Origin of the sequence: Paenibacillus sp. OV219, assembly GCF_900110075.1 — a bacterium.
Lineage (GTDB): Bacteria > Bacillota > Bacilli > Paenibacillales > Paenibacillaceae > Paenibacillus_Z.
Genome location: NZ_FOCJ01000014.1, coordinates 93,473 through 112,334 on the forward strand (window position 1 = coordinate 93,473; position 18,862 = coordinate 112,334).

Here is an 18,862-nt window from a genome sequence, read left to right on the forward strand (position 1 = left end):
AGTTTAAACCCTCCATATGTTCGTTTCGGAAATCCACGCCAGCGCCTCATCGACATTCGCGGCAAGCACGTTGACATGACCCATTTTCCGTTTATGTTTGGCTTCATGTTTCCCATATAAATGAATTTTAGGCGCGACGCCGCGGCGCTCTGCGCTCACATCCGGCTTAGCCACCAGATCCAGCAGCGGCTCAACATGCTCGCCGAGCACATTTACCATGACAACCGGCGTCAGAAGCGACGTGTCGCCGAGTGGCAAGCCGCATATCGCGCGCACATGCTGCTCAAACTGCGATGTCCTGCACGCTTCCATGGTGTAGTGGCCGCTGTTGTGCGGACGCGGTGCAAGCTCGTTCACGAGCAGCTCGCCATCCTCGGTCAAGAACAGCTCGACCGCGATCAAGCCGACGGCGCCGAGCCCTTCAGCGATGCGAGCCGCAAGCCGTTCCGCTTCGTGCTGCAATGCTTCATCAATCCGTGCCGGCACAATCGACAGATGCAAAATATTATCGACATGGACATTCTCCGCTGCCGGGAATGTGCGAATCTCGCCCTGCGTGCTTCTTGCCGCAATGACGGACAGCTCCTTGCTGAAGCGAATGAACTGCTCCAGCACCAGATCCACTCCGGCGCGTTTCAATGTCTCGAACGCTTCATCAATCTCGTCCGCGCTGCGGATAACCCACTGACCTTTGCCATCGTAGCCGCCAGTTGCTGTCTTCAGCACGCACGGAAGTCCGAACTGGCCTACCGCTTCGCAAAGCTCGTCCACACTGCGCACTTCCGCGTAAGGCGCGACCTTCACGCCCGCGGCTTCAATCGCACGCTTCTCGCGCAAGCGGTGCTGAGTTGTATAGAGCAGCTCACTGCCTTGAGGCACGTACGACTCTTCCATCAGCATCGCCGCAACGCCAGCATCGACATTCTCGAACTCGTACGTGATAACGTCTGCGCGCTGTGCCAGCTCCCGAGCCGCATCGCGGTCATCGTAAGCTGCTACAATCTGCTGAGCGACTTGCCCGGTTGGCGCATCCGGCGTCGGATCCAATGCGACGAATCGGTAGCCCATCGCGCTGCCCGCATTCGCCATCATTCGACCAAGTTGACCGCCGCCTAAGATGCCGACTGTTGCGCCTGGAAGAATAACTCGCCCTTGCCCTACCCCTTTACCTGCGGTCGAACTCATAGCGTCTCACTGCTTTCCAGCACTTCACGCTGAATGCGATCACGGCGAGCTTGTACACGCGCTTGAACGTCCGGATTAAATGCACCAATCATTTGCGCCGCAAGCAGGCCTGCGTTCGTTCCACCCGCATTTCCAATTGCAACCGTTGCAACCGGAATGCCGCCTGGCATCTGAACGATCGACAGCAGCGAATCCAGTCCGTTCAAATTCGAAGACTTCACAGGAACGCCAATAACCGGCAGAATCGTCTTCGCAGCGACCATGCCGGGCAGATGTGCAGCGCCGCCTGCTCCCGCGATAATGACCTTCAAGCCACGGGCTGCGGCAGATTCTGCGTATTCGAACATTAGATCAGGTGTCCGGTGAGCCGAGACGACCCTCTTCTCGTAAGGGATTTGCAATTCATCCAGAACGTCGCAGGCTAGTTTCATTGTATCCCAATCCGACTTGCTGCCCATGATGACGCCCACTTCAACTGACATTTGCCAATGACCACCTTTGCTTTAAGAAGAAATATGATTCTCGCACACAACTAAGCTGTTATAAAAAAAGTCCCTAAGCACACATTCCAATATTGGAAGGCTTCGGGACTTTCAAGACCATAGCGGAAAGCAGCCTCTCCCCGGCACCGAATATTTATAACTAAATATTGGCAAACACGGGCAGTAAGACAACATCAGGCTGCCCCATAATAGCGGCAACCTGTATCTTTCCAGCGTAGGCTCGTAGTCCGAAAATTAAGGTTCTCGGGTAGATACTCTCGGGCCTAATCCCCAAGTATATACGAGTGTGTATGGATTTAATTTACTTTGCTTAGATTTCTCCGTGAAACGTTAGCTTTTGTCACCAATGGACGACAAAGCCGTTTTCACTTGTTTATCGTATTAACTATTAGTAGTTTAACAAGCCTCACGTGAAATGTCAACGCAAAAACACGAACATTAAATTATATTTGACTTGAAAAGTTCGTATTTTCGCTCACGTACAAACTAATTCCTATCGGAATTAAAGGAGCTTCAAACCTGTTCCCTAAGCAAACTCACTATTGACTGACTAGTCAACCAGGTTTACAATCACATTGACTCGCTAGTCAATCGAATTCATTAACCCAATAAGCGATTGCTTTCGAAGCGAACGGCTTGCATTCCATACTGCGTTACTAGAAGTCATTCGCAAAAACTTTAAGGAGGTTTACCTGCGTGAAGCAACCGATCGTGGACATTCAGCAGTTAACCAAGACCTATGGCAAAAGCCGCGGCATCTCGAATATCACTTTCTCCATCGAAGAAGGGGAAGTATTCGGCTTTATCGGACCGAACGGCGCGGGCAAAAGCACGACGATCCGAACTTTGCTTAACTTTATCTTCCCGACTTCCGGAAACGCGACGATCTTCGGCAAAGACATCGTGAAACAGGCGAAGGCGATTCGGCAGCAGATTGGCTACCTGCCATCGGAAATCTTCTACTACGACGACATGAAGGTGATCGACTTACTGCGTTACTCGGCATCCTTCCATCACTATACGAACCTCGGTCGAATTCATGAGCTGGCGCAGCGGCTCGATCTCGATACATCTCGCAAGATTGAAGACCTCTCCTTCGGCAACCGCAAGAAGGTCGGCATCGTTCAGGCACTGCTGCATGAGCCGAAGCTGCTCATACTCGATGAGCCGACAGGCGGACTGGACCCGCTTATGCAGAATCATTTCTTCGAGCTACTGAAGGAGGAGCGGAGCAAAGGGACGACGATTTTCTTCTCCTCCCATATTCTTAGCGAGGTGCAGAAACTGTGTGACCGCGTTGCAATCATTAAAGAAGGTGCGCTCATCAAAGTCGAATCCGTCGAGAATTTACTCAAAAACAACCTGAAGAACGTGACGCTGACTGCTGCCAATCCAGCCGCAATCGACCTTTCATCCCTAAGCGGCATCATCAAGCAGGAAGCTGCCGGAACGCATCTGAAGCTGCTGTACGGAGGCGATATGAAGAGGCTGGTCAATGCGCTCGCGGATGCGCCTTTTAGCGATATCCTTATTGAAGAACCGTCGCTTGAAGAGATTTTCATTCATTATTATGAGAAAGAATAAGGGGGTTATCACCGATGCTGTTTAGAAGAGAGTTTAAAAGGAATCTTAGGAGCCTAATCATCTGGAGCATTATAATAGCCGCTATTATTTTGTTATATTTGAGTATCTTTCCCGAGATGGCGAAGCAGCAGCACAGTCTGGATGAGATGATGAGCTCCATGCCTGAGGGAATGAAGAAAGCATTCGGCATGGATCAACTTACGATGAGCACGGCTCTCGGCTTCTATGGGATTGAGATTCATCTGATGACGACGCTGCTTGGCAGTATTTACGCAGCCATGCTTGGATCCAATATCGTCGCGAAGGAACAAGGCGAGAAGACGATTGAGTTTCTGCTTGCAAAGCCGTTCACAAGACAGCAAATCATTACGGAGAAGTGGGCAGCTGTCTTCGCGAACGTTGTTATTTTCAACCTCGTCATCGTGGCAGCAAGCGTCATTGGCTTCCAGTTCACGAAAGGCGCGGACGTCTCATACTCCACCTTCTTCTTGCTGGAATCGGCGGTTGTCCTTATGCATCTGACGTTCGCAAGCATTGCTTTTCTCATCTCCGCTATCGTCAAACGGACACGAACTGTCGTATCCATGTCGCTCGGCCTTGTGTTTATTATGTACTTCTTCAGCATTATTGCCGACGTATCGGATACCTTCAACTTCCTGAAATTTGTCAGTCCCTTTAAGTATGCCGATGCGGCAGCGATAATAACCGAACGTTACTTCAACCCGCAGTACATCGCGATTATGGCCGTTGTCATCGTCGGTTGCGTAATGATGGCGCACTGGTATTATAGTAGAAAAGACATTATGGTCTAGCCAGTCGCGTTTCTTAAAGGAGTTGCATGCTGTGTATCCCGCCTTCGCGAAGCTGCCTGAAGAGAAGCAGGAGCTCATCTTAACGATCTGTATCGAGGAATTCGCCAAGAATGGCTATACGAATACGTCGACAGATACGATAACGGCGCGAGCCGGCATATCGAAAGGCATATTGTTTCATTATTTCAAAAGCAAAAAGAACCTCTATCTCGCCGTCGTACGACATGCGATGGAGGTGCTGATTGAGAAGACGCTGCAAGCCGTCGAAGCGATTGAGACGACAGACTTCTTCGTACGCATCAAGGAGATGGTGCTCGCGAAGCAGCGCGTAACGCTGCAGCACTTTCACGAGACCGAGATTGTAACGCGTGTCATCAGCCATCCGCCGAAGGCTGTAGAAGAGGAAGTCGAGAAGCTAATCGCAGATTATCAGACGAAGTTCACGACTCCGTTCATGCTGGAATCGATCTATCGAGGCGATCTGCTCAAATCTGTACCGCTGCGGGACGGTCTCACACCTGAGAAGGTATTCGGCCTCGTCACGCTTACGTTAAATGCGCTATCCATGAAGTATTTGCAACTGCACAAAGGGCAGTCCCATCCGCTCATCGGCGCGGAAGAGAGGCTCATGAAGGAAATTGACGATTACCTCGATATGATCAAGTATGGAGTTTATCGCGTTTAGCGCATAAATGCATTAAGAGCATAATAAAAAGGACAGCGCCGGTCCAGCGCTGTCCTTTTGTTATGTTCTCTCTAGAAAAACCTTAGCCTTGGCTGCCGATAAACGCGTAACGCGCGATGATAAGAATCGCGAGCACCCACATGAGCCAATGCACTTTGTAGCCGCCCTTCTTGCCCGCTACGTTCGCAGCAGTTGCAAGCACGACGTATGCGACGATACCAAACGATACACCGTTAGCGATGTTGTACGTGAAAGGCATCATAGCGATTGTCAGGAACGAAGGGATTGCATACACCATGTCTTGGAAGTCGATTTCTTTGATCGATTGAACCATCAACACGCCTACAATGATCAGTGCTGCTGCTGTTGCAGAGCCTGGGATCAAGGAGATCAGCGGCCACAGGAACAATGCTGCGAGGAACGCTACGCCTGTCGTTACCGCAGTAAGACCAGTACGTCCGCCTTGCGCGATACCTGCGGAGCTCTCAACAAATGCCGTAACTGTGCTCGTACCAAGTACTGCACCGCCGCTGACGCCGACAGCGTCAACAAGCATTGCTTTACCGATCAGCTTCTTGCCCTTCTCAGGGTCTTTCATGTAGCCAGCTCGGTTCGCTGTACCAACGAGCGTACCGAATGTATCGAACAACTCAACGAATGTGAACGTTGCGATGATGGAGATCAAGCCTGTATCGAAAGCGCCTTTGAAGTCGAAGTCCCAGAAGTTGCCTTTGCTGAAGTCTGGTGTCCACTTCTGGCCTTCCAATGTTGCAGAAACATCAACGTTGCCAGTGATGATTGCGATAATCGTAACGCCGATAATACCGAACAAGATTGCGCCTGGCACGCGAAGCACGAGCAGAATCGCGATGAGCAGAACACCGATCAGCGTCAGGTACACGCTTGGGTTTTCCAAGCTACCCATGTGGAACACGGATTCAAAACCAAGCACATCGGTGAATACACCTTTAGGAACGTCGGTAACTGTATTCTCTATGCCGACTGTCATGATGCCGCTGTTCTTCAGACCGATGATCGTGATGAACAGACCGATACCAACTGTAATCGAGTGCTTCAAGCTGTCAGGAACAGCAACGATGAGCAATTGACGAATTTGTGTAATCGTCAGAATGAAGAAGATAATGCCGGAAATGAATACTGCCGTTAGTCCAACCGATGGCGAAATCGGCGTGTTCGTCGCTTTCGAAGCGAGTACTGTCGCTGCGAAGTAAGCGTTGAGTCCCATACCAGGAGCGAGCGCTACCGGGAAGTTCGCGAACAAGCCCATTGCAGCTGTGAAAATACCGCCTGCGAGCGCTGTTGCCAAGAACACCGAGTAAGCATCAAGTCCTGCATTGCCCAGAATACCTGGGTTGACGGCGAGTATGTATGCCATCGTCATAAAAGTTGTAAGGCCCGCCATAATCTCTGTCCTTACATTTGTTCCGCGTTCCTTCAGTCGAAAGAAACTATCCATTTTTGAAATACCCTCCCCAAAAAATGTGTCAGAACAAACAGGAACTTAGAATAAAAAAATGCCGATCATAAAAATATGATCGGCATTTGCTCTATCTAGGTTCCACGCAAAACAAGACGTAACGCTTAGGCGAATGGACCGTTCGCGCGTTCAATAGTCTTGCTTTTTCGTAGACAGGTCATTTACGGTGACCTCGTAGAGACTCTCAAGCCGATTCTTGAGATTATACGAAAACATATGCTGTTTGTGTTTGTTGTGTAATGATTCAATCAACATAATAGCGACTAACGGTTTCCTCTGTCAATGGGAAAGCCTGTCACAAATGAAAGAATAGCTGACATAACGTAAAAAAAGTTGCCCTTGACCGTTTATCTGATAGGTTTCCCTAAATTACCCTTATTTAAGCGTATTCGTAATTTGCGCCTTAGCCTTCAGTTCCTCCAGCCAGGTAGCGGAACGCTCGCTAACCTTCTGGCGAATGATCAATTCCTTAATCTCAGCTTGATGCTCTTCAAACTTCGCCGCCTTTGCTGCCTTGTGATCGGTTACTTTGATGATGTGATAACCAAACTGCGTCTTGATCGGTCCGCCAAGCTCGCCAGCCTTGAGTGAGAACGCTGCTTTCTCAAACTCAGCAACCATTACTCCTTTGCCGAAGTAACCGAGATCGCCGCCAGCATCCTTACTGCCTGTGTCTAATGACTTCTCTTTCGCCAGCTTCGCAAAATCCCCGCCAGCCTTCAGCTGCTTCATAATCTCATCAGCTTCTGCTTTCGTCGCTACAAGTATATGCGATGCTTTCACCTGCTCTGGCTGATCGAACATCGCCCGATTCTCGTCAAAATATTGTTTCACATCTGCGTCAGTCACTTTCACAAGCGGCTCGATGAGCTTGCGAATGCGAAGCTGCTTCGACGTTTGCTTCTTCAAATCTTCGAGTGTCATGCTCGCCTGCTGCAAAGCAGACTCAAATTCCTTTTCAGACGGGAACTGCTTCTTGATTTGCGCGATCTCAGCTTCCACATCCTTGTCGCTGACGACGATACCCTTCTTCTTCGCCTCTTGGCCAACAAGCTTATCTTGAATCAAGTTATCTAGCGTTTGCACTCCGCCAAGTGCAGCCATCGCATTGTACAGCTCGTTCTTTGTAATGGTTTCGCCATTCACTGAACCAACCGCTTCATTCCCGCGATCGCCGAGTGGTGACTTGTCCGGCTTGCCGGCAATAGTAACTGAATTTGAAGCGGCATTGTAGTTGACACTTGCACCGAGCATCTCAGCGGCTGAGCGGAGCGGAACGTAGGTAACGCCCTTAATGGATACAGGTTCTACCGTTGATTTCTGACCATTTACAATCAATGTCATTTTCGTTGCAGCGTATGCCCCTGCACCTGCCGCAAGTGCCAACCCCATAACGACAAGTAGCGCTACTCCGACTCTACGAAACAGAATGCTTTTACGATTAATCACCTAATGAACCTCCCGATATTCTGACGACGTTTAATGATTTCATACTAGAATTCTATATCATTCGTTTGTAATCTTAAACCATTTGACTTGGATTTGCCCATAAAAAAACTCCCTTTTATTTGCTAAACAACGCAGATAAAAGAGAGTCAGTTTCTTTACACTTATTTATATCAGCCTATTCCCACTCGATCGTTGCAGGCGGCTTCGATGTTACGTCGTAAACGATACGGTTGACGTTGTCGACCTCGTTAACGATACGTACGGAGATTTTCTCAAGTACGTCCCAAGGGATACGCGCCCAGTCAGCTGTCATACCGTCGATGGAAGTCACGGCGCGGATGCCGACCGTGTACGAATACGTACGCGCGTCGCCCATAACGCCAACGCTCTTCATGTTCGGCAGCGCTGTGAAGTATTGCCAAATTTCACGGTCAAGACCTGCCTTTGCAATCTCGTCGCGAAGAATCGCATCGGATTCACGAACGATCGTCAGCTTGTCCTCCGTCACTTCGCCAAGTACGCGGATCGCAAGACCTGGACCTGGGAACGGCTGACGCCATACGATCGCTTCTGGAAGTCCGCACTCTTCGCCGACTTTACGAACTTCATCCTTGAAGAGCGCCTTAAGCGGCTCTACAAGCTTGAATTTAATATCTTCAGGCAAGCCGCCAACGTTGTGATGCGACTTGATCGTTTGAGCTGTAGCCGTACCGCTCTCTACGATATCCGTGTATAGCGTACCTTGTGCGAGGAATTCGAAGTCATCGAACTTCGCGGATTCCTCTTGGAACACGTAAATAAACTCGTTGCCGATAATTTTACGCTTCTGTTCCGGATCTTCGACGCCTTTCAGCTTGCCAAGGAAACGGTCGCGCGCGTCGATTTTAACCACTTTCATATCGAACTTGCCGACGAACGTTTCCATAACACCTTCCGCCTCGTCTTTACGCAGCAAGCCGTGATCGATGAACATACAAGTCAGCTTGTCTCCGATCGCTTTGTGAAGCAAGATCGCAACAACGGACGAATCAACGCCGCCGGACAATGCGCAAAGCACTTTGCCGTTGCCGACCTGTGCACGAATATCGCGAATCGTATCGTCGATAAAAGTGCTCATGCTCCAATTGCCTTCACAGCCGCACACATTGTAGAGGAAGTTGCGGATCATTTCGTTACCTTGAACGGAGTGACGCACCTCTGGGTGGAATTGTACCGCGAACAGCTTGCGCTCCGGATGACTCATCGCCGCAATTGGCGCATGGTCCGTACTCGCATCTACGCGGAAGCCTGCTGGCAGCTCGGTAACGTGGTCGCCGTGGCTCATCCATACCGTTTGGTTCGAATCCAAGCCTTGCACAAGCTCGCTGCCAGCTGCGAATGCAACGTCAGCTTTGCCGTATTCACGCTTGCCTGCACGCTCAACTTTACCGTCGAGTTGGTGCGCAATCAGCTGCATGCCGTAGCAAATACCGAAGATTGGCAATCCCAGCTCATAAATTGCAGGATCTACAAGCGGCGATTTCTCCTCATATACACTTGCCGGTCCACCCGAGAACACGATGCCTTTCGGCTGCAGCTCACGGATTCGTTCTACCGAGGTATTGTAAGGCAGCAATTCGCTGTATACGCCTAAATCCCGGATACGTCTTGCAATCAACTGGTTGTACTGTCCGCCGAAATCAAGGACGACGATCATTTCATTTGGCTTATTCACTTTGCCTTTGGCCTCCCTCAAATCATTGTGTCAATTATATATACGCGATGTGGGACAGTCAAGGCGGCTCGGGGCTTTAGAAAAGGACAGGAGATGACATTTCAACAACTTGTTTATTATGTAAACGTTTCATATTGTTTGGAAGATGATTAGTGGTAGATACAAAACAAAAAGCATGGGACTCCAGGTCCCATGCTTCTTCATTAATTCGTACAATTATTGCGGCTGCTCGCTCGATGCAGCTGTTTGCTGCTGCGCTGCAAGCGCCTGGTTCTGCTTATTCCGCGCAAGCTTCAAATAACCGTGAACGTTCTGGAACTCGCTCTCCGTCACGAAGCGAAGACGCACATTGCCCGCTGCTTCGTTGATGTAATCGCGTAGCGCGATTGCGCCGCCGCCGAGTACGTAGAAGCATTGAATGTCCGGATTCTTCTTCCAACGCTTCAGAATCAGATCAACAACCTTGTTTGCTGCGCGAGTGAAGTAGTTGTCGACGATTGGACGGATGTCCGCCTGCCCTTCGCCAATACGCTGGATGACATAATCGCGTGCTTTAATCCGCTGAATGAGCTTCGTCCGGCTTTGGAAACGGTGGCCGAACTCATCTTCGACGTCGCGGATAATGTTATCGAGGTAGCTGGCAAGGCCGAACTGCTCGCCCGTGCTGTGCTGATTATCGATGCTCATCCGTCTAATGACTGGAAAATCCGTCGTGAGCGCGCCCATCTCGCAAATGCCGATGCAGCCGTAATACAGCTCTTCATTACGAACCGACAGGTTGTCGTGAGTCGCCATGTGGAATAGTGCCGCAGCACCTTCGATGGATATAACGGCACGTTTAATAATGACGCGAATCGAGCGTCCGCGAAGCTTCGGCGTCGATAGGAACGACACCTCATGCTCGCCGACAAGACGCTCTTCGAAGCTTTTATGGAAGCCAGCATAGGTACGCACTGGAAGACCTGTGCCGATAATGTACTCCACCACTTGTGTGGACTGGCCTTCGGCCGTCTCATAGCTCTGGCTTGTCAGACCAGCATAAGCAAGCGCCGTCAAGGCGACGATCAACGCTTGATCGCTAGTCGCTTTATTATCCGTTTCTTCCAGCTCGGAATTATCTTGATCCTCCATCGCCAAGAGGCCGACGAAATAGCGCTGATTGTTCTTCTTCAGCTTCGGGCTGTATACCCGCACATCAAGCGCTTTAAGCGGCGAATCTTCTTCCTGGAACACATGTCTCTCATAGCCGGGAGAGAGGATGCTCGGTACTACAATCGGCTCGGAAGAGCCGTCTACAACCAGTTTCACACTATCGTTCCCTATATCTATGCCTGCGAGTTTAATCACCAAATATCCCCCGTTCGTTTACGTAAAGCTAGCCATGTTAGTTGACTCAATTCGCTATATCGGTACAAAATCCTTTTTTTCGACATTTTTTTACGAAATCTAAGTTTTTTCCCCACAGTTGCCGATGAATAGCGGTGTATGCTTTATTGAGCGGGAATGAATCACTCTTCAAACATTTTTTAGGAGGTAGACATGAAAAAATCTGTAGTCCCTCGTAACAAGCATTTCACTTTTCTTGTCTTGCCGGACGGCGCAAGTCCAGTACTGCGTTTTCGGGTAAACGCCTACCTTCTGGTTATGCTTCCTATCATTATCGTATTGCTGATTGCTATAGCATCAACGCTGTACCTGCTGCATGATCGTGCGCGCGGGCAGCTGGATCAACTTCACAGCAAGCTTACCTCCACTAATGAAGCATATACTTTGCAGCTAGCCAAGAAAGAAGGAACGATTAAGCAGCTACAAGGTGAACTGGCCCAGCTTGCACAGCAAGCGGAGTCGGTGGAGGTGCGCGTCGAGGAGCTGAACAAGCTGGAATCCGATGTGAAATCGCTTGTCGGCTTACCGCAAGAAAACGATGCTGCCAAGTCAGACGACAATGGCGTCGGCGGTGAATTCGTAGAAATTAAAGAAGACGACATCGTAGGGCTGGCTCATAATACAGAGATGATTTTCAATTCACTCGGGGATGAAATTACCGACCTGAAAGAACGGCTTTCTTCGACGAGAGAGCAAGCTCAGAAACGTCTACAAACGCTTCGTGTCACACCGACATATTGGCCTACGCAATCCCAGCGGATTACTTCATTCTTCGGCGTTCGGATGGATCCGTTCTCCGGCGAGGCTGGCGTACATAAAGGAATTGACATCGCAGGACACAGAGGAGATTCCGTATTTGCAGCAGCAGACGGCCGTGTCGTAGATACCGGCACTATGACCGAGCGCGGCAATTATGTGACGATTACGCATGCGATGGGACTTACGACAAGATATTTTCATCTCAGCAAAATAATAGCGCACACCGGAGACCGCGTTCAGCAAGGTGATGTCATTGGCGAGATCGGTTCTACGGGGAGAAGCACAGGGCCTCATCTTCATTTTGAAGTCGTGAAGCATGGCGTATCTGTCGATCCAAGACCTTATTTAAAAATGGCGATAAAGGGGAGTTCAGCGAATGTTCAAGTGGAAAAAGGACAAGGTTAGTTCCAAAATGACTGATACCTTTATTGGTGAAGGCACCATTGTAGAAGGTACCATTCGTTCGGCAGGCAGTCTGCGTCTGGAAGGCCAGCTTCGCGGCGATATTTCGTGCGAGGGCGATGTCATTCTTGGGGAGAGCGGTTTTGCCATCTCGAATATTACAGCCAATAACGTTGTACTTGCCGGTCAAGTGAACGGCAATGTGACGATTACAGGGAAGCTGACGATCATGTCGACAGGCAAGCTTTACGGCAATATGACGGCAGCGTCGCTAACGATTGAAGAAGGCGGATTGCTGCAAGGCAGCAGCGCGATGGATCAAGCTGAGCCCGATGCCTTGAATCCGATGGAGCGCCGCACCGGCACAGACCGCCGCGTGACGAACCTCCCCTATTCGGGCGAGGAACGCCGCAGCGGGTTGGACCGCCGCGATTTGGCAGCAGGTGAATTACCCGCCATTCCGAAGAAGATTAGCTATCGCGCAATTGAGAAGCCAGCGGCTGGCGAGGCTGATGGTGCAGAACAATTGGAATCGACAGAGACAGCTAAAGAAAACAACGAGAGCATCGTAACTGATCCGTTAAGAGAAAGCGGGAGAGCTTTTATACATAGCATTGCTGGAAGTGCGAAGGAATCCGGGATCGCTGAGAGTGCGAAGGAAATCGGCGGCTTGGCTGAGAGTGCGAAGGAGTTCAGCGGCATGACAGAGAGTACGAAGGAGTTCGGCGGTATTGCTGAGAGTACGAAGGAATTCGGCGAAAATGCAGCAACGTCGCGCTTGGCGAGCAAGCGGCTGAACGAAGGGTTGAATGCGGAGGAACGAGCAGCGCTTAGCGGTATTCTTGTTGCGGAGGCGAGTGCGGCAGCTACTAGTGAAGCAATTGAGGAAGTGGCTGCTGCGGCTGAGATCGCGGCTGCATTTGAAGAAAGCACAGATGCCAGCGTAGTTGATGCTGGAATCGTTGAATCGGCTGAAGGCGATGAAACGTTTGAAGGCGTTGAGCGCGATGAGACAGTTGAGGTTGCTGCTATTCAGCAGGTGAATGCGGAGGCGAATGCAATTGAAGTCGCAGAGGGCTTGAACACGGAAGCGGCTGTGAGCGTGAATGCGGAAGCGGTTGAGACAGTTGTACAATCCAACAACGTGTATAGCTATGGGTTCGAGAACCGCGCGAATGGCAGCGAACCCGCGAGTGAGCCGGAGCATAAGGAACGTGACTCGATAGATGACCGAAATGCTACGGATGCCGCAGCTTTGCTTAGAAATTGGTAATAGGGGAAGAGGGTGTAGACTTGGAGTCTACACCCTCTTCTTTTGTAGAGAAACTTTGAGCCTACTGTGCCTTCCAAAGAAGCCACCTGATAACCGTTAGCATCCTAAGAGAGCCATTTGAGATGAAATAGCGGTTCGTGGCAACCGTTAGCGGCTAAGGAACTGATCACTCGCTCGACTGGAGCTTCGCGACTAGCTCGGTCAATTGCTCCTTCGTCGGCTGATTATGCCAGCTGACGTCGAAGCGCGCTGCTTCGTCCCAGCGCACCAAATCCGCGACTAGCTGCGCGGTATGCGGCGGCAAGCTAAGCTCTGCCGCATACTCCCGCGCCGTGCGGTGCATCGGCTTCGCACCGCACCGCTTGTACAGCTCGCGCCAGCAGGCGTCCGCGAGCTGGAGGAACTGCCTGCGGGCCGCGATCTGCCGGCCCGCTTGAAGGGCGCTGCCATAGCGATGCAGCGCCGTGGCGAACGCGAAGCGTTCGCTGCGCCGCCGCGCTGCCAGCGCGAGCCCGGCCGCGCCGGTAGCGCCTGCGGCGATGGCGGCCATGGCCCACGGCGGAGCCGCCATGGCGCCTTGCGCCGCCTGCGCTAGGGCGTGCGCCCCGCGTTGCGCGGCAGCTGCGGCTTGCAGCGCCGCCGCCCGCAGCTGCGCTGCCGCGCGCCCCGCCAGCGTGCGGGCGCGAGCGGCTTCGCCGCCAGCCGCAGCGTCGCCTGCGGCAAGTGCTGGCTTCGCCCCATCGCCTGCTCCTGCAGCCGATAAGGCATCGCCGGCGACACCGCTGCCCGGTGCCGCAAAGCCCGGTGTCGGCTCGAATGCCACCCAGCCGACGCCCGGGAAGAACACTTCCACCCAAGCGTGCGCATCACTTGCACGAACGGTGTACAGCCCAGCTCCGCCTGCTGCCAGCCCTTCTGCAGGCTCACCTGGCGCAAAGCCCTTCACATACCGTGCAGGGATCCCCTGCGTCCGCAGCATAACTGCCATCGCAGAAGCGAAATGCACGCAGTAGCCTTCCCGCTGATTAAACAAGAAATCATCGACAAAGTCGGTATTAGATGCGAGAGCCTTTGGCTGCAGCGTGTACTTGTAGTTGCTGCGGAGATACCCTTCCACTGCTTTCACCTGCTCGTAGCGGTTCATCGGATTCCCGGCCGCGGCCAAAATCTCCGCAGTCAGTGTGCCGATCTGCGCAGGCAGCTTATCGGGTAGCTGCGTATAGGAATCATCCAACGCTGCCGTTTCAACATAAGCCGACTGAGAACCAACCATTTTCCCCGCACCCGCTCCAGCACCATTCTCCACCCCCGCCGACGCATCAACCGAGGACTCCACCTGCCGCAGCCGCTTTAACGCTTCGTCAGGCATAACGGACGCCACCGTATAACGGACTATGCGGTCCTCTTCCGATGACGGATAGAGCGCCCCAGTCTCGGCGTCCTGCCTATACGAAGCTGTATCGCCTGATCCGTTCACTGCGCGGATATCCGTCACCTTTGCATCCGCGCTGCCTGCGAACAGAGGCCAGCCAGCAGCCGGATAAGCCGCAGTAATCGTCTGCACAAACACATCATCAGCCGATTCACCGTCAATCTCGCCTCCCGCAGCTCCCGCAAGACTTTCCTCACTCACTGCTTCCGAACTGCCACTGCTGCCAACTTGTTGTTCCAACTTGCCCTGACTGTCCTCCGCACTTAAACTCTGCTGCTCATTCTCTCTTCCACCAGCCCCTTGGCCCCCGGAAGCACTGTTCCCCCCGCTCCCCAACACATCACGATGCTCAGACTGCGTATCCGAGACGCTTACCGTATGCCATGCATGCTCGACCTGCTCCCAGCCTTCTCCGGTATAGAATGATTTGCTCTCCCCCCGCAAATAGGCATTCTCCTTCGCATACACGGTAAAAACGGCCGTATGATCCGGTGTGATCGGTCCGCCGAGCGCTGAATCATCGAAGCCGTAGCCAGTCATACCAGGCTCCCCTAAGCCCGTAGCAGCCATCGCTTCCTCCGCAACCGCTCTTTGTCCGATCGAATTACCATGACCGCTTTGTTTCTCCAGCAGTCGGTTCTGCCCCCACTCTATAGCTTCAGCCGCCCAAGGGGCCGGCTCGGACGCCTCTTGTTTCGTCGACAAGCTCCACGAAGCTACAATCGCCGCACCCAGCACGATTACTGCGAGCCATGCCGTACCGTTCCACCAATTCACAGCCCAGCCCGCCAGCGATTTCTTCACCGCACGACCATCAAATAACGTTGCACTGCCGAGCAGCCGCTCCAGGCGCGGTACTGTTACGAGCGCACCTAGCATAAGCCCTTCTGCACAAGCCCGTTTCAATCCCGGCAGCACATCCAGCCCTAGGAAGCTATAGAGCAGCAGCAAATACAGCGCAGTCAGTCCTGCTAGCCCGAGCCCCCACTGTCGCAGCCAAATCAGCGATTGAACAGCGACAGTCATCATCCCAAGCCCGCTGACAAGGAGCAAGGTGCGCGTTTCTCCGCTAAGGATCATTTTGCCGCTCGCCATATTAATCGCATCATGCTTCAGCCCCTCAATAAGACCGGTCACACTGTCATGCCAAGAGGCATAGTGGACACTGAACATCACAAGCACAGTCCCCGCTGTAATGACAGCGTTCAGCAGCACTGCAGCCCAGGTCGGCGGCACGAACAAACCGACGGCTAGAAAGAGGCCGACGGCAATGATCAGCGGGCGAAGCTCACTCAGCTCTGTAAAATCCTTCACCTGCGCAAGAGGCAGCAGCCACTCCACAATAAGCCCATATAACAATAGGCTAGTTACCAGCCGCCGTGACATAAAGCTGAAGAAATGCAAGCTCTCCCGTTCTCGCTGTCGCCTCGGCTGCGCTCCCTGCGAGCCGTCAGCTCCGTGCACTGCCGACATGGACAACGCCTCCTTCCTCGCCAGTGGTCACCGTGAGTTCCACCACACCTGGCCCTACGCTGCAATAGCTGAGCGGCACAGGCATCGTTCGCACTGTGCACTTCGCCGCTTGCAGCCGCTCACGCCATTGCTGCTCCGATTGACCAGCCTGCGCGTCCCTCGCCGACAGCAGCACAACCAATTCCACACCTCGAACAGCAGCAAGCTTCGCGCTGTACAGAATCGTACCCGCTTCCCCTAACTCATCGCCATGCAGCTCCCCAGCAGTCAGGCAAATAAGCGACGCCCCGCGTGACAAACCCGCGACCGCGTCCGACAGTCGCAGCGGCATCGAACCAGCCTTTCCCCACCGAAGCCTGGCTAATTGTTCTTCCGCTCTTCTTATTGCGGCACGATCGCCTGCATCAGCTTGCAGCCCTAAATCGTCCACAGCGTTCGTCAGCAGCAGGACGCTTCGACCTTCTCGGTGTGCTTGTTTGATCAGCAGTGCGGCACGACCGACATGCGCGTCAAACAAACGGATATCCCCGCCGTAAGCCTGCTCGCTCGTTTCCAACAGTACGAATAATTCGGTACTGTATTCAGCATTGCTAGTTCGGGTCTGGAGACCAAGACCTCTTGCCATTGCGCGCCAATCGACACGTCCGAGTGGATCGCCGGGCATATAGGAACGTACATCCGGCCCAGCCCCATGCCGGCCAAAACGTGCAGCTGAGGTCTGCATCTGACCGCCAAAAGCGGCAACCATATGCTTGCCGCTCGTCTGCATGCCGGGCTTGTGACCCGGTAAGTCCGCGATTATCTCGCCTGCCGGAGGCGCAGCCTTCACTAGCACAACGCCAGCGCAATCCATGGTGAAGGTTCGCACCGTGAGGCCGAACATATCTCCCATCGACACCTGCACCGGCTGAAAAAGCATCTCCCCGCGCCGCAGCCCTTTAACGGTATAGTTCAACTGGAACAGTCGTCCAAATCCGGGCAAGAACACATGCTGAACCAACACCTCGCCGCCAGCTTGATCTTCTTGATTTCGGTTATCTGCCTTACCTGCCGTTACTGTCTTATCCGCCTCTTGTCCCGCCTTGACCTTCTTCCCTCCAACCCGAGTTTCACCGATCTTCTCCGCAGGCCCAAACTCTTCCCTTACGCCTACCCACATAAACGGAAGCAATCCGCTTAACCGCAGCACGAGCGTAACTTGCATCTCGCCGCCATCCGTGAGCTGCGACGTTTCCGCCATGATACGCTCCACTACGATCTTTCCGACTGCCACATACGGCAAGATAATGCTGCCAAAAGCAATCGTTCCCACCACAACTACGAGCAGCCATTCGACCGCCCCGCTTCGTTCATAAAGCGCTGCTATACAGATAGATAGCATGAGCAGCACAACTGCGCGGGCTACATGTCTGCTGCGCAGCTTAGGCCTCACAACGCCGCTTTTCCCAGCATTGTCAGACTTTCCCGCATCATCACTCTTCGCAGCTTTTCCAGGCTTTCCCGCTTCACCTCTCTTCACAGCCTTGCCCTTCTTCCTAGCTTCATCGCTCCTCCCAGCTCTGCCTCTCTTCCCTGCTTCATCGCTCTTCCGTCCCGCTTTTCCCACCGCTCCAGCCCGCTTCATCTGCGCCGCCCGCCGTCAGACGCCGGAATTGGAACCGGGGAAGCGGATAGGATCTCCCCCAGTATCGCTTGTGCGCTTTTCCCACCAATTACAGCCTCATCCTGCAAAATAAATCGATGAGCCAGCACCGGCTCCGCCGTCTCCTTCAAATCATCCGGCACGATGAATCGCCGCCTTGCAATATATGCCGTCGCCTGCGCCGCACGGATCCAATCCAACGTCGCCCGCGGACTTGCGCCGAGCAGCAGTTCCTTCGCCGATCGTGTCTGCCCTACGATATGCACAGCATAAGCCATCAGCGCAGGGTGGATATGCACCGATTGCGCATCACGCTGCATCCGCAGCCACTCCTCCGGAATAATGACCGGACGGAGCGATTCGGGGACGAGACGCTGCGCCGTCTTCGCCTCCAGCATGCTAATCTCGTCCGCTGGAGACGGGTAGCCGACGGACAGACGCATAATGAACCGGTCCAGCTGCGCTTCCGGCAGCGGGTAGGTTCCATCGTCGCGCAGCGGATTTTGCGTTGCGAGCAGCATGAATGGCTGCGGCAGCTTCCGCGTGACGCCGTCTGCCGTTACGCTCTTCTCCTCCATCGCCTCAAGCAGCGCAGACTGCGTACGCGGCGGCGTGCGGTTAATCTCGTCGGCAAGCACAACATTCGCCATGAGCGGCCCTTCCCGCCAGACGAGCTCGCCTCGCTTGCCGTCCCACACCATGCCTCCGATGACGTCTGCCGGCTGCATATCCGACGTAAATTGAATGCGGCGAAAATCTCCGCCCATTACTCTTGCGATTGCTCGAACGAGCAATGTTTTGCCCACGCCGGGTACATCTTCAAGCAGCACATGTCCTCCTGCGAGCAAAGCGCTAAATACACGCGACACGACGTCGCTCTTCCCAAGCAAGACGCTGTTCACCCGCGCCATCATCAGCTGCAGCGACTGCTGCGCCGCTTCCGGCCACATATCTTGAACGATCGTTTCCTCCTGCTGCATCATTGTTTGTCTAGGTATCACTAGTTTCAACTCCTATTCTTGCAATCTATGAATGGCTAGTTGTACTAGTTTCGCCAGTAAACGC

At 52.9% G+C, this 18,862-nt stretch carries 14 protein-coding genes and 2 riboswitches; of the genes, 5 read left to right on the plus strand and 9 right to left on the minus strand.

The genetic code is table 11. From position 1 onward, the window contains the following. Positions 1-3: 3 nt before the first annotated feature. Together purK and purE are read right to left on the minus strand one after the other, a co-directional pair. Positions 4-1,185 carry a 5-(carboxyamino)imidazole ribonucleotide synthase gene (gene purK / locus BMY11_RS25895; protein ID WP_090582873.1) on the minus strand — a complete coding sequence of 394 codons (1,182 nt, stop codon included), beginning with the start codon at positions 1,183-1,185 and terminating at the stop codon, positions 4-6. Then, positions 1,182-1,667, minus strand: a complete 486-nt coding sequence (purE, locus tag BMY11_RS25900; protein WP_090582874.1) for a 5-(carboxyamino)imidazole ribonucleotide mutase — start codon at positions 1,665-1,667, stop codon at positions 1,182-1,184. Before purE ends, purK begins: the two co-directional genes overlap by 4 nt. A 224-nt stretch (positions 1,668-1,891) precedes the next feature. Next, positions 1,892-1,992, minus strand: a riboswitch (purine riboswitch). Positions 1,993-2,384: 392 nt separating this feature from the next. Here purE and BMY11_RS25905 point away from each other — a divergent pair. The 3 genes from BMY11_RS25905 to BMY11_RS25915 are packed head-to-tail and all read left to right on the plus strand — an operon-like array spanning position 2,385 to position 4,769. Beyond that, positions 2,385-3,272 (plus strand): ABC transporter ATP-binding protein, encoded by an 888-nt coding sequence (locus BMY11_RS25905; protein ID WP_256217781.1) that lies wholly within the window; start codon positions 2,385-2,387, stop codon positions 3,270-3,272. 14 nt (positions 3,273-3,286) lie between these two features. Beyond that, entirely contained in the window at positions 3,287-4,084 is a 798-nt protein-coding gene (locus tag BMY11_RS25910; protein WP_090582876.1) for an ABC transporter permease subunit, read from the plus strand. 31 nt (positions 4,085-4,115) lie between these two features. Then, complete coding sequence (locus BMY11_RS25915) at positions 4,116-4,769, plus strand: TetR/AcrR family transcriptional regulator (protein ID WP_177182837.1); 654 nt, start codon at positions 4,116-4,118, stop codon at positions 4,767-4,769. A gap of 82 nt (positions 4,770-4,851) precedes the next feature. Here BMY11_RS25915 and BMY11_RS25920 read toward each other — a convergent pair whose 3' ends face one another. The 4 genes from BMY11_RS25920 to BMY11_RS25935 all read right to left on the minus strand — a co-directional run bounded on the left by BMY11_RS25920 (position 4,852) and on the right by BMY11_RS25935 (position 10,777). Next, a complete protein-coding gene (locus BMY11_RS25920) occupies positions 4,852-6,246 on the minus strand; it encodes an NCS2 family permease (RefSeq protein ID WP_090582880.1) in 1,395 nt (464 codons plus the stop codon). Positions 6,247-6,396: 150 nt separating this feature from the next. Next, positions 6,397-6,497, minus strand: a riboswitch (purine riboswitch). Between the two features lie 145 nt (positions 6,498-6,642). Beyond that, positions 6,643-7,716: a peptidylprolyl isomerase gene (locus tag BMY11_RS25925; RefSeq protein ID WP_090582882.1), complete on the minus strand. Its 1,074-nt coding sequence runs from the start codon at positions 7,714-7,716 to the stop codon at positions 6,643-6,645. A 175-nt stretch (positions 7,717-7,891) separates the two neighbouring features. Then, complete coding sequence (guaA, locus tag BMY11_RS25930) at positions 7,892-9,430, minus strand: glutamine-hydrolyzing GMP synthase (protein ID WP_090582884.1); 1,539 nt, start codon at positions 9,428-9,430, stop codon at positions 7,892-7,894. 216 nt (positions 9,431-9,646) lie between these two features. After that, complete coding sequence (locus tag BMY11_RS25935) at positions 9,647-10,777, minus strand: ParM/StbA family protein (RefSeq protein WP_090582886.1); 1,131 nt, start codon at positions 10,775-10,777, stop codon at positions 9,647-9,649. Between the two features lie 192 nt (positions 10,778-10,969). Here BMY11_RS25935 and BMY11_RS25940 point away from each other — a divergent pair, with 192 nt between their 5' ends. Together BMY11_RS25940 and BMY11_RS25945 are read left to right on the plus strand one after the other, a co-directional pair. After that, positions 10,970-11,980 carry a M23 family metallopeptidase gene (locus tag BMY11_RS25940; RefSeq protein ID WP_090582888.1) on the plus strand — a complete coding sequence of 337 codons (1,011 nt, stop codon included), beginning with the start codon at positions 10,970-10,972 and terminating at the stop codon, positions 11,978-11,980. Beyond that, a complete protein-coding gene (locus BMY11_RS25945; protein WP_090582890.1) occupies positions 11,952-13,250 on the plus strand; it encodes a bactofilin family protein in 1,299 nt (432 codons plus the stop codon). The genes BMY11_RS25940 and BMY11_RS25945 overlap by 29 nt, the downstream gene beginning before the upstream one ends. Before the next feature lie 166 nt (positions 13,251-13,416). Here BMY11_RS25945 and BMY11_RS25950 read toward each other — a convergent pair whose 3' ends face one another. From BMY11_RS25950 to BMY11_RS25960, 3 genes are read right to left on the minus strand one after another with little or no spacing between them, the layout of a single operon-like run. Further along, positions 13,417-16,155 (minus strand): transglutaminase-like domain-containing protein, encoded by a 2,739-nt coding sequence (locus BMY11_RS25950; protein ID WP_256217782.1) that lies wholly within the window; start codon positions 16,153-16,155, stop codon positions 13,417-13,419. Then, positions 16,133-17,779 carry a DUF58 domain-containing protein gene (locus BMY11_RS25955; protein WP_090582892.1) on the minus strand — a complete coding sequence of 549 codons (1,647 nt, stop codon included), beginning with the start codon at positions 17,777-17,779 and terminating at the stop codon, positions 16,133-16,135. Before BMY11_RS25955 ends, BMY11_RS25950 begins: the two co-directional genes overlap by 23 nt. Then, the gene (locus BMY11_RS25960) at positions 17,776-18,798 is read right to left on the minus strand and encodes an AAA family ATPase (protein ID WP_256217783.1); all 1,023 of its coding nucleotides are present in this window, start codon (positions 18,796-18,798) and stop codon (positions 17,776-17,778) included. The genes BMY11_RS25955 and BMY11_RS25960 overlap by 4 nt, the downstream gene beginning before the upstream one ends. Positions 18,799-18,862 lie beyond the last annotated feature (64 nt).